Origin of the sequence: Chryseobacterium soldanellicola, assembly GCF_900100115.1 — a bacterium.
In the GTDB taxonomy this organism is placed as follows: domain Bacteria; phylum Bacteroidota; class Bacteroidia; order Flavobacteriales; family Weeksellaceae; genus Chryseobacterium; species Chryseobacterium soldanellicola.
Genome location: NZ_FNKL01000002.1, coordinates 985,192 through 997,522 on the forward strand (window position 1 = coordinate 985,192; position 12,331 = coordinate 997,522).

At 34.1% G+C, this 12,331-nt stretch carries 8 protein-coding genes; 3 read left to right on the plus strand and 5 right to left on the minus strand.

Annotated elements, in window-relative coordinates; all coding sequences use genetic code 11:
- Positions 1-112: 112 nt before the first annotated feature.
- Positions 113-3,025, plus strand: coding sequence for a M16 family metallopeptidase (locus BLT04_RS09345; RefSeq protein ID WP_089755502.1), 2,913 nt, complete (start codon positions 113-115; stop codon positions 3,023-3,025).
- 228 nt (positions 3,026-3,253) lie between these two features.
- On the opposite strand, the gene BLT04_RS09350 is transcribed toward BLT04_RS09345, so the two are convergent.
- From BLT04_RS09350 to BLT04_RS09370, 5 genes are read right to left on the minus strand one after another with little or no spacing between them, the layout of a single operon-like run.
- Positions 3,254-3,697, minus strand: coding sequence for a hotdog family protein (locus BLT04_RS09350; RefSeq protein ID WP_089755503.1), 444 nt, complete (start codon positions 3,695-3,697; stop codon positions 3,254-3,256).
- A 5-nt stretch (positions 3,698-3,702) separates the two neighbouring features.
- Positions 3,703-4,134 (minus strand): hotdog family protein, encoded by a 432-nt coding sequence (locus BLT04_RS09355; protein WP_089755504.1) that lies wholly within the window; start codon positions 4,132-4,134, stop codon positions 3,703-3,705.
- The gene (locus BLT04_RS09360; protein ID WP_089755505.1) at positions 4,134-5,273 is read right to left on the minus strand and encodes a dialkylresorcinol biosynthesis protein DarB; all 1,140 of its coding nucleotides are present in this window, start codon (positions 5,271-5,273) and stop codon (positions 4,134-4,136) included. Before BLT04_RS09360 ends, BLT04_RS09355 begins: the two co-directional genes overlap by 1 nt.
- A gap of 1 nt (position 5,274) precedes the next feature.
- Positions 5,275-6,189, minus strand: coding sequence for a hypothetical protein (locus tag BLT04_RS09365; RefSeq protein ID WP_089755506.1), 915 nt, complete (start codon positions 6,187-6,189; stop codon positions 5,275-5,277).
- Positions 6,190-6,228: 39 nt separating this feature from the next.
- The gene (locus tag BLT04_RS09370; protein WP_089755507.1) at positions 6,229-9,885 is read right to left on the minus strand and encodes an MMPL family transporter; all 3,657 of its coding nucleotides are present in this window, start codon (positions 9,883-9,885) and stop codon (positions 6,229-6,231) included.
- Between the two features lie 188 nt (positions 9,886-10,073).
- Here BLT04_RS09370 and BLT04_RS09375 point away from each other — a divergent pair, with 188 nt between their 5' ends.
- Together BLT04_RS09375 and BLT04_RS09380 are read left to right on the plus strand one after the other, a co-directional pair.
- Positions 10,074-11,081: a hypothetical protein gene (locus BLT04_RS09375; protein WP_089755508.1), complete on the plus strand. Its 1,008-nt coding sequence runs from the start codon at positions 10,074-10,076 to the stop codon at positions 11,079-11,081.
- Positions 11,078-12,217, plus strand: coding sequence for an EpsG family protein (locus BLT04_RS09380; protein ID WP_089755509.1), 1,140 nt, complete (start codon positions 11,078-11,080; stop codon positions 12,215-12,217). Before BLT04_RS09375 ends, BLT04_RS09380 begins: the two co-directional genes overlap by 4 nt.
- The last annotated feature ends 114 nt before the right edge of the window (positions 12,218-12,331 follow it).

Sequence of the window (12,331 nt, forward strand, 5' to 3'; positions counted from 1 at the left end):
TAATAAATAAAGACTTTATAAAATATCTCATATTTGTAAAATAGATGATCTGTAACAACTCTATGAGATATTCAGACTAATCTATTTGAAATTTGATTAAATAAATAATACTATGAAGAAATTTTTTATTTCTGTTTCGCTTTTTTGTATGTTGAGTGCAATGGCGCAGAAATTTGAAACACAAAAACTGACGGATAATCAGGGATATACCTATGAAACGGTGAAAAATGATCTGTCGGGTGTGAGAGTTTATACGTTAAAGAACGGATTGAAAGTTTATCTGGCAAAAAATGAGGATGCCCCAAGAATTCAAACGTATATTCCGGTAAGAACGGGATCAAACAATGATCCGAGTGATAATACGGGATTAGCTCATTACTTGGAGCACATGGTTTTCAAGGGAACTTCACATTTGGGAACTCAGGATTGGGCAAAAGAAAAAGTTTTGCTTCAGCAGATTTCTGATCTTTATGAGCAGCATAAAGCAGAAAAAGATCCTGAAAAGAAAAAAGCACTGTACAAAAAAATCGATGAGGTTTCTCAGGAAGCATCGAAATATGCGATCGCTAATGAATATGATAAAGCAATTTCATCTTTGGGAGCAACAGGAACCAACGCCCACACGTGGTTGGATGAAACGGTTTATAAAAACAATATTCCCGCAAATGAGCTTGAAAAATGGCTTAAAGTAGAAAAAGAACGTTTTTCTGAATTGGTTTTAAGGCTTTTCCATACAGAATTGGAAGCGGTTTATGAGGAATACAACAGAGCTCAGGATAACGACGGTCGTTTGGTAAATTATGCTTTAATGGAAGCACTTTTCCCGAAACATCCAAACGGACAGCAAACTACAATTGGAACTTCAGAACATTTGAAAAGCCCTTCAATGGTAGCGATTCATAAATATTTTGACACGTATTATGTTCCTAATAATATGGCGGTTGTTTTAGTTGGAGATCTGGATTATGATAAAACGATAAAATTAGTTGATCAGTATTTCGGTTCTTTCAAATACAAAGAATTGCCAATGAAAAAAATGGTAACGGAAGCTCCAATGACTTCAATTGTTACCAGAACAGTAAAAAGTCCGTCAACACCGAGAATGACAATGGCCTGGAGAACCGATTCTTACGGAACTCAGGAAGCAAGATTGGCTGATGTTGTGGCTGAAATTTTAAGTAACAGAGGTGATGCAGGCTTGATCGATCTTAATATTAATCAAAAACAAAAAACTTTAGGCGCAGGAGCTTACGAATCACCATTTAAAATGTACGGTTCTTTTGCGTTGACGGTAACTCCGAAAGACGGACAAAGTTTTGATGAGGCTAAAAAATTATTGCTCGATCAATTAAATTTGGTTAAAAAAGGTCAATTCCCTGACTGGATGCTGAAAGCGATCGTGAACGATAAGAAAGTTCAGAGAATGAAGACCTGGGAAACGGCAGATGGCTTAGCGACCAATCTTTACGATTCTTATATCAATGGCAGAACCTGGCAGCAGGAATTGGATGAAATTAATGAATATGAAAAAATCTCAAAATCTGATGTTGTAAAATTTGCGAATGAATTTTTCAAGGATAATTATGTAGTTGTTTACAAAGAAAAAGGAGTGAATGATAAGCTGGTTCGTGTACAAAATCCGGGAATTACGCCGATTAAACTGAACAGAGAGGCTCAATCACCTTTCTTAAAAGAAGTTTTAGCGATAAAACCGACAGAAATCAAGCCTGAATTTATCGATTATAAAACAGCGATTCAAACGTCTCAGATTAAAGACAAAAAAATAAGCTTTGTTAAAAATAAATACAACGAAATTGCTCAGGTTAACTATATTTTCCCTTTCGGAACAGATAATGACAAAGAATTGTCCCTTGCAATTACAACTTTAGAATATTTAGGAACAGATAAATATACGCCTGAACAGTTGAAAGAGGAATTCTACAAGCTTGGAATTTCAAACTCTTTCAGAACTTCAAATGACCAGACAGTGATCACGTTGAGCGGACTGGAAAGTAATATGCAAAAAGGTGTTGAGCTGATGAATCATTGGCTGACCAACGTAAAAGCAGACAAAGCAATCTACGATCAAACCGTAAAAACGATCTTAGAATCAAGAGAAGTTGCGAAAAAAGATAAGACAAGAATCATGGCTGCATTGAGCAATTATGCGAAATACGGGAAAGATTCTAGAATGACGGATATTGTTTCCAAGGAGCGTATGCAAAGCATCAATGTTGATGATTTAATGAAAAAAATTAAGACGATCAATCAATATCCTTACGAAGTTTTCTTATACGGAGAAGATCAGAAAGGATTGGAAAAAGCAGTTAAGCCTTACATCGCCAACACGACCTTACAGCCTGCAAAAGCAAAAATATATGCTGAGCCTGCAACAGAAGGAAAGGTATATTTCACCAATTACGACATGGTACAAATGGAAATGTCTAAAATTGCAAAGGGTGACAACGTAAACCTTGGAAACTTCGGAAAAGCCAATGTTTTCAACGAATATTTCGGGCGAGGATTGTCTTCTATCGTTTTCCAGGAGATAAGAGAAAGTAAGTCTCTGGCGTATTCTGCCTATGTTTCTTACGCGACAGCTAACGAAAAAGATCACCCGAATTATGTAACGAATTATATCGGAACTCAGGCAAATAAATTACCTTTGGCTGTAACGGCAATGAATGATTTAATGGCTCAATTGCCACAAATCCCGGCTCAGTTTGAAAATTCTAAAGGTTCTGCACTGAAGCAGATTGCATCCAACAGAATCAACAGAACGAGCATTTTCTTTAATCAGTTAGCACTGAAAAAATTAGGCGTTGATTATGATATCAGAAAAGATATTTATGCTGAAATCCAGGGATTGAGCTTACCTCAGCTGACAAGCTTTTATGACACTGAGATCAAACCATTGAAATACAATACAGCCATCATCGGGAAAAAAGAAAACCTGAATATGGAATCTATTAATAAAATGGGAGAATTTAAAGAGGTGACTCTTGAAGAGATCTTCGGGTATTAATTTTTAAATTAAAATGATATTGAAAGTGAGGTAGAAATGCCTCACTTTTTGTTTTTTGTTTTGACCACAGATTTACACGAATTTGCACAAATGATTGAGAATAATAAAAATGTAAAAAATATTTAAAACATAAACATCTGTGCAAATTCGTGTAAATCTGTGGTTAACATAAAAGGAAACAAAAAGCTGCACAAAACGTACAGCTTTTATATATGTAAAGTAAATTTTCTAAGATTTCACTTCCTGAATAAACAAATTGATTTCCGCTCTGATCAGCAATTCGTCATTATTAAAAGTCTCACAAAAGATATTGCAGATGTTTTCATATTGAGAAATCAACGATGCTTTTGAAATAATCTTATCACCAACTTTTGGAAGTGCAAAAATTTCAATTTTCTTGATATTGGTAATAAAACCGATTACTTTTGTGTCAGCTTCAGGGTTTTCGAAGAAACTTTGCCCTAGAATTGAGGAACAGGTTTGTGCCAAATTTTCAATTAACCCTGCTTCAACAAATTCATTATGATGAACAAAAATATTGTCTTCCAGAATTTCAAAGGAAGTCACAACTTTTTCTTTGGTCAGTTCCAAAATATAATCGGCCATCAGCATTGGCTCGCGATGCGGCAGAAAATTGTGTATGTTGATGATATTATCTTCCTTGATTTCCATTACAATTATTTTACAACAGTTTTCATTTGGGATTTTGCGATAACGGTTTCATTGATCTTAGTGATAATTTCAACCAACGTTACGCCCATCATTTCATTCAGAATCGTAGCTTCCGTTGTGAGCTGATCTCCTACTTTAGGCAAAGCCTCGGCTTCAAAAGATTTGATCGCGCCAATATATCCTGTCGGAGCTTCTTTTCCTAACAAATAAAATTGATACCCCGTGTGTAAAGCCACACTTTGCGCCTGATGCTCGATCAATCCTGAAGCCTGAAAAATCCCGTTCTGAACAAAAATATTATCCTCTTTTATTTCAAATCCTGAAATTAAATGATTTTCAGAATAGGCTGCAATGCTGTTGACCATTACAAAAGGGAATCGTTGCGGAATTAAGCTTTCCACAAAATTTTGATCGGATGTCGGCAATTTGTTTTCCATTAGTAAACGGTTAACAAAGCACAAGAATAGGCAAATCTTCCACTTTCAGGAACACAAAGAAGCACTTTTTCTCCTTTTTTCAATCTTCCCGAATTCATTAATTGCTCTAAAGCGATGAAAATAGAACCTGCGCCGATATTTCCCACTTCAGAAAGGTTATAGAACCATTTTTCCCAAGGGAAATCCAATCCTACATTCGCAAATTCGTTTTTTAAACCTTCTTTAAAATAACCTGAAGAAATATGTGCCAAAACATGGTCAACAGTGTCAGGATCAAGATTATGCTTGTCGAATGAAGATCTCAAACTTTCGGCACCTTTCACTAAAATATATTTATCTAAAATTTTAGTGTCTTGTTTTAATGCAAAAATTGATTGCTTCAGCCATTCGTCAGATGGATAATCTGCCCATGATTTTAAGCTTCCGTCTTCCTGCTTTTCACAACCGGAATACATACAGGCTTCGATCTCGTGTGCGTAAGAATAAAAATCAATGAATTCTATTTTTAAAGAAACTTCATTTTCTCTTGGTTGGTTTTCCAGTAAAAAAGCTCCGGCACCATCAGAAAGCATCCATCTCAGGAATTCTCTTTTGAAAGCAATAATGGGTCTTTCTTCTAATAAAACTAAATTTTCTGCTTCATGGTTGAATTTATCGGCCGTCATCCAGGCAGACATTCTTTCAGAGCCTAAGCAGACTGCATTTTTATGAACTCCTGCTTTTACAGAAAGAAAACCGTAGTTCAGCGCGTTCATCCCGGAATTGCAAAGCCCCGTTGCGGTGTTAATGGCTAAAGGTTTTCCAATGTTAAGCTCACCGTGGATCATGGAAGCATGGGAAGGCTGTATCTGATCGGGAGAAGAGGTTCCTACGGAAAGAAGCTCCATATCTTCTTTTCTGAATTTGTCATCAAAAAGTCCTTCTACAGCGTTGGCTGCGATCTGAGCATTGGTATGGGTGGGATTTCCTTCTTTGTCTAAAGCGTAATACCTTGTCGTAATTTTGTTATTCCTTAAAATAAGAGCTTTTGCCTTAGAGGGAGCGTCATTTATATAACCAAGATACGTTTCCATTTCATCATTTGAAACCGGCTCATTGGGTAGGTATGTTGATGCTTTTGTTATAAATACGTCGTACATTCTATTTTAAATTAATTCCTTGTAAATATTCTCTTTGTTTTTTTCTTTTTAACCAAAAAATTGGTGTTGTCAGCAGGTGCAAAACTAAAACTATCGGCGAAATAATCCAGATAGCGGCCATCAAATATACCTTAAAGAATTTTATCAGCAATGGGCGCTTTTCTTTTTTCTTCATGATAAGGCCAGACCAAATGGTGAAAATTTTATTCCCGACCTTCTCTACTCTTACCAGGAAAGGACGGATCTCGACGGCTCCGTTTTGTACCAGATCAGGTTGTAAATTTGAGAGATCATTGGCTGAAAAATGCTTTTCAATGATCTGGCCATATTTTACAGAGCCTGTAATTTCTTCATCAGAAACTCCTGCGGCAGGAAGTAATCCTGATTTCTCTTTTTGACCTGTTGTCATCCAGCGAAGGATCGTCAAAACACTTGTATAATTGTCGTGTCTGTCTACCAGCGCAATATTTCCTACCAGTTTTGCTTTCAGGTCTTTTAAATATACTTTTAATTTTTCCTGAGAAAGCATCCACATATTTCTTGTTCCTGAAACGGTCACGACAGGTGTTTCTTTTAAAATACCTTCAGCATAGCTGCTCTTCAGGAACGAGATAACCGGAATAGAAGGCGTTAAATACCAAACCTGATATCCAAAAATGATAAGGTCAAACTTTTTATTCAAAACTTCTGCCGGCGGCGGAAGGATCTCACTCGGAATCTGCAGATAAGACTCCGGGAAAGTATTAAAAAACACGTCATTAGACCAGGGAAAAGCAAAATCTTCCTTTAGCTTAATGTTGTAATACGTAACGTCATATTCTTCGTTTTTATTTTCAAACGGCTTAGCGACATTTTTTACGATATCTTCTAATTGCCCGGTTTGGGTATAATATATAACGAGTATATTTTTTTTCATTAAAAATTTTTATCGGTTACAAAAATATGCTTTTCATATTTATTTTACAGACTTATATACTTTTATCGATTCTGAGCTGTATTCCAGCTTATAATCGCTGTTTTCAAACGGAATATTTTTCACATTTACAAAAACGATTGTCTCCGGAAGTTCTGTAATATCTTTTAGATTACATTTTTCGTCAGAAATTAAAAGTACGTCTGCTTTTTTATTCATTTCAGAAATTTCATTGATATAATTAATCTTTCTTCTTCTGACAATATAATTTTGTCGGGCAACATCTCTTTTCTCTTTATCATTAATAAAACTGAATATTTTTCTTCCTGCCTGATACAAGGTCAATAATACATCTTTTTGGCCAAAATCATCTGCAATATGCAAAATAATTCCGTCTTTCGGAAGGTGCTTATTCAATTCAAAATAAACGGATTTGTTGGTTTTAAAATCATCCTTTATTTCCTGTACGACTTCGGTTTCTTTATATAAAAAGCTTAAAAATAATTTGTTTTTAAAATAATTTTCATCTTCAATTTCGTTTCTCAGTATGGCAAACTGCTCCCGGAAATAAGAATTGATCTTTTTAGTTCTTTCAGAATAGTTTGTGCCAAAATTAGTATCATCTTTACCGATTCTGTCGCCGACTTTTACGGTGATGCTTCCATTATAAATAGCAAAATCACCTTTTGGCAGCACTTCAGAATTCCCGTGAATATACACCGGAACAATATCCAGTCCAAATTGTTCTGCGATATAAAAAGCACCTTTATGAAATCTTTTAATATCATTGGTATAAGAACGTTCTGCTTCAGGGAAAACCATTAATGAATAGCCCTGATCTATTTTCTCTTTCAGCTTATCCATCCCGTTTTCGATGCCCTGGGAAACAGGAAAGAAGCCTAAAGCCCGCACTAATTTTCCAAAAACCGGAGAGTCATAGACCCAGTCATTCACCAGATAAATAATCTTATGGGTGGCCATGGCCAGCGCCAAAGTATCTAAAAACGAACTGTGGTTGGCAATAATTACAGAAGGTTTGCTGAAATCTTCATTAGGATTTCTAATAACCGTTTTTTTGACAAATAAAGTAGTATGCAAAACGGATTTTAAGAATAAGGCAACACATTTTTTGACGGTATTCAATGTTTTTCCTTTTGCTTTTCTCACAAAAAAATGTCCGAAGAAAGAAAATATCAATCCGCCAAGTCCATAATATAAAAATGAGAGAACAGAACGTACAAATAATCTGAAAGTAATCGGTGAAAGCCCTTTTTTTGCCCTGTTGGTAATTAATAATCTAAACCAGAAAGGATACAGTGTTGAGGTAATAATAATCACAGAAAACATACCGATTAATGCAACTAAAGCCAAAGAATGCAAGGCCGGATGTTTTGCAAAGATCAAAGATCCAATGGATAAAATGGTTGTAAAAACTGCCAGAATAATTGAAGTTCTATATGTCGGAAGCTCGTTTTTCCCTGTTGTATGCTCTTTTTGCATAGCTTTTGTCAGGAAAATACTGAAATCATCTCCAACTCCGAAAACCAAGGTACAGACAACGGTGCTGAAAATATTTAATTCTAATCCTAAAAAGTATAAGATTCCCGCCGTTACCACTCCCGTTAAAACAATCGGGAACATCGTAAGAACCGTTAATTCAAAGTTTCTGAAGAAGACAATAATTGTAAGAACGATGGCGAGAAGAGAATAATTAATTAAAGTATTAAAATCTCTTTTCAATAAACCTAAAAAGTTTTCATTCATCTGCTGACGGTCGATCGCCAAGGCATCATGCTTCTTTTCTACGTCTTTGATGAAAGCATCTCTTTTCCTCTCATCAATTTTCACAACATTAGAAACCGTGTAGAAATCGTTTTCATGGCTTAAAAATTCAGAAATCTGCAAAGCTTTTACCTTTTCGTAGTCTTTTAAGGTTAAAGTTGAATAATTTTTATTTAAATTTTCATTGAACTGATCAAATGCAGAACTGTTGAAGCCGTATTGAGTTCCATTATTAATTAATTCAGAAATAGTTTGATTCTTTTTAGCTGAATCCCAGAATTTTTCCCAGGCTTCGATTCTTTTTTGTTGATCTTTTTCAGATAAAACAACGTTTCCGAGAGAATTAAAGCTTAAAATTTTTCCATCTTTCTTTTCTTTTTCTAAGAAAGTGCTTAATTGAGAATTCCTTGTCAACGCTTCCTCTTCAGAATTTCCGTAAGAAATCGTGTAAATTGATTTTGAAGTGATGTCCGACAGTTTTTCGAGCTTGGCTTCACTTATTTTTAAATCTTTCGGAATATAATTTAAATCGCCGATATCTTCATTAAAGCCAACATGCCGGAAACCGAATAAACACGCAATAATAATGATCGAACAGCCAATAATCAAAGGCTTATTTTTTTCATACGGATAAGCCCCGATTCTGTCAATGAAATTGGTATTCAGAGTGTGCTCTTTTTGTTTGGGTTTATAAAGCTGAGGTACGATGATCAACGCTGTAACCGATGATAAAATAACGGTGATCGCGGCAAAAAGTCCCAAATCTTTCAACGCTTCAGAACGTACAAAAACCAGGCACAAAAAAGAAACCGCAGTGGTCGCGCTGCTTAATATAATCGGTTGTGTAATTTCTTTATAAAGCTCTTCAATATTGTTATTGTGCTTGTAATGCGTGAGAATATGCAGGGCATAATCGATCGTAATTCCTATCAAAATAGCTCCGACACTCAGTGAAATTGCCGAAATTTTATCTTTAATAAAATACAAAATCATCAATGCCAGTAAAACCGAAAAAACCGTCGGAAGAAAAACTATAATTGGTGTGAAGAAATTCCTGAAATAATAAATCAATAAAATCAAAAGCACCGTCATCGAGATCATGACCGTATTTTGAATGTCTTTTTTGATCTGCTGGGCATTTGCAACGGCAATTACGGGTGAGCCAAAATAGCTTAATTCGGTTTTTCCTTTGAATTGTCTGTTGATGTTTTCTTTAATTGTATTTAATTGATTAACAAAGGCTTCGTTGTTTTTGGTGTCGTTGCTTTTATTTTTCGGCTCAATAAAAAGAAGGAGATTTTTACCGTCTTTTGTGACGATGTAATTGTCTTCAAGCTTAAAATCTTTACTGATATTTAAAGCATTCAGCTTTTTTAAGCCTAAAAAAGTGATTCCCAGCGGATCTTTTTTGATGAATTCTTTTGTCACCAAACTTGTCGGTGAGACCAGAGAAACATAATTGCTCTCAACCTGTTTTGCAATGCTGTCTTTCCGGAGCTTTCTTTCAATTTCCCTGTAATCATTTTCATTTAAGAATAAAGGAAGGTTTTGATTTACAAAATCAAAGGTTTCTGAGATTTCATTATCGTTGATTTTTCCCTGGACAGAGCCGATATATTTTTGTAAAGGCTCGATTTTCTGTAAAAAAGTATCGGCCGTTTCTGAAAGCTGAAAATCATCTTCTTTTGATTTGTTTTCAATAATGACAATGATTTTGTCTGAAAAGTTGAGTTGTTTAAGAACTTTTGCGGTAAGATCCGACTTTTCATTTTTAGGAATTATTTGATTAATATCTTCCTCAAAATTAATTTTGGAAGCAAAAAATCCACATAAAACGGCAATTCCTAATGTAAAAAATACAGAAAGAATCTTGTTTTTGGAAATCAAATAATATAAAAAGATGAAAAAGCGATGCATTGCATTAAAAAATCAAGTTTGCAAATTTAATTTTTTAAGTATTAGTGTAAAAGTTTTAAGTCATAAGTTTTCATTGAAAATCAATAAAATATTATAGGTAAAATGAAAAAAACTTATACTTTTGCAAAAGTTCCCAGCTAAAAATATATTTTAAAACAAAATTATTCTAAATAAAAAGCTGTTTTGATATGTTGAAAATATTTGATGAAAAAATAAACGGATTTTTATTTGTAATAATTTTCCCTTTCCTATTGTTCTTTATGGCCTATTACGGATTCGAAAGTTCGTATGTGGTTGGTATAAAATCAATGGAAAAAGCTCCTGATTTTATGTTTACGTCTGTATATGCTTATCGGGTGATCCCAAATTATCTGAGTGTGCATGTTACCGAAGCTGTTACACATATTGTAAATAGTTATTTTCCTTTTACCAAAAGTTTTCTTTTAAAGCAAGGAACGCTTTTTTATCACAGTACTTTTCTTATTAACTGCACCTTTTTTCTGGGTACGTCGGTTGTTTTAAATTCAATTTTGAAGCTAAATCCTGTAGAATTATTTGTCAACAAAACGATTAGAAGCCTCCTTCATCTGCTGGCTGTCTTTTTTGTGGTGATTATGCAGTATGTTCCTACAAATTGTGATTCTATTGCCTTGTTTTTTTATATTTTGGGTGTATATTTTACATTAAAATATTTGCAGAGCAAAAAATCTACGGATATTATTTATTTAAGTATTGTTATATTTATTTCAACATTTGTCAGGGAAACAGCATGCCTGAATATCGCTTTCTTTGCAGCCGTTTTTATCAATTTTGATGAATTGAAAAAAAGGAATTTTGCTTTTATTAAGGAAGTTGCTTTACTGATTATTGCATTTATTCTACCTTATATTGGGTTGAGGTTAGCGATTAATCAAAAATCTTCTTTTTTTGAAGGAGTTTATTTAATTAAGAATTTTACGAGTCCTTATAACCTTGCTGGATTGTTGTTTGGAGTGCTAAGTATTTTTTTTAGTTATAAATTATGTAATAACGAAGGAAGAGTAATGATTAAGAAATATTTATTTTTTTCATTACCTTATCTTTTAATGATTAGCTTAGTGGGGCTCTTTTGGGAAACCAGATTATTTATGCCTTTGATTCTTACGGGAATTGTAATCGCATCATATCAATTTAAAAATATTCCAGCCAGATTATGAGTTTATTACATCCGTATTTTATAATCGCGATTATATATATGCTGGTTTTCAGCTATCAGGAGGTTTTTCATGGTAAGGTTGAAAAGAAATGGCTTTGGGTTTTAGGAGTATATTTAATGATTGTTGCCGGGCTTCGTGATAATGTAGGTCCCGATTTTGGCAGTTATCGTGCGATGTACACATATTCTGACACGAAAGATTATTTGTCGATCTTCTTGAAGGCACTTACTCTGGATGGGCCACAGCCAATGGAGATTGAATGGCTGTATGTTTTTATTAATAAAATACTTTTAAATATTTTCAATGCACCTTTTTATATATTAACCTTTGTAATTGCTATTCTTGCGATTTATTGTAAAGTAGAATATACGGAAGAAAATACTTTTTATCCTTTTACTTTTATGCTTTTCATCTTTATTCCCGGGTTTTTTATTGGAGAAAGTGGGCAGATCAGACAAAATCTTGGGTCATTTATTGCGTATTTCGGGATAAGATTTATTAAGGAAAGGAAACTTTGGGCTTATCTCCTTTGTATATATTTAGCAGGAGGTATTCATAATGTTTGTTATATATTTTTACCGATGTATTGGTTGGTAAGAATTCCTTTAAATAAAGCGGTGATGCTTATTATGATTCTCGGCTCGGTTATTTTGTCTCCGTTTGAAGTTTATCGATCCTTTGGAAGTCTGATGAATAGTATAGCTGCAGACAATACGCTTACCATTGGATTTAACGGATATGTGGAAGAATCGGTAGAGAGAATCAATGGTGCGATTGGTATTCCGGAAGTGATGATGGCAATTCTGACTTTTTTCCTTTTTACATTTGATACCAAAATGAAAGAGAGATTCCCATATTATGAGTATCACAGGGCTTATGTAGTGATAGGTATTTGTTTTTATTTTATTTTCAGAACAAATCCTATTTTTTCTTCCCGACTGGCAGGTGCATTTATTGGGTTTGCCTACATAATAATACCAAATGCAATGTATGTGGTAAAGCCTGCGACAAAAACAGCAATATATTCTTTTATTATAGCGTTGACGATTTTTAATTTTGTTGTATTCTCAAGTTTTAAAAATATTATTGGAGGTAGATTTACCTTTGATCTTTATAAGAATCATATTCTTCCATAGAAAAATAAAAGTCTCTCATTTTATGAGAGACTAACACAATTAATTATAAAAACACATACAAATATGAAAAATCTCCCTTATCGAGACATGCTTCCTGCATCGTCTATTTCTTTT

Coding starts and splice junctions, on each gene's coding strand:
- BLT04_RS09345 (WP_089755502.1), top strand. CDS start 113: ATGAAGAAATTTTTTATTTCTGTTTCGCTTTTTTGTATGTTGAGTGCA.
- BLT04_RS09350 (WP_089755503.1), bottom strand. CDS start 3,697: ATGGAAATCAAGGAAGATAATATCATCAACATACACAATTTTCTGCCG.
- BLT04_RS09355 (WP_089755504.1), bottom strand. CDS start 4,134: ATGGAAAACAAATTGCCGACATCCGATCAAAATTTTGTGGAAAGCTTA.
- BLT04_RS09360 (WP_089755505.1), bottom strand. CDS start 5,273: ATGTACGACGTATTTATAACAAAAGCATCAACATACCTACCCAATGAG.
- BLT04_RS09365 (WP_089755506.1), bottom strand. CDS start 6,189: ATGAAAAAAAATATACTCGTTATATATTATACCCAAACCGGGCAATTA.
- BLT04_RS09370 (WP_089755507.1), bottom strand. CDS start 9,885: ATGCATCGCTTTTTCATCTTTTTATATTATTTGATTTCCAAAAACAAG.
- BLT04_RS09375 (WP_089755508.1), top strand. CDS start 10,074: ATGTTGAAAATATTTGATGAAAAAATAAACGGATTTTTATTTGTAATA.
- BLT04_RS09380 (WP_089755509.1), top strand. CDS start 11,078: ATGAGTTTATTACATCCGTATTTTATAATCGCGATTATATATATGCTG.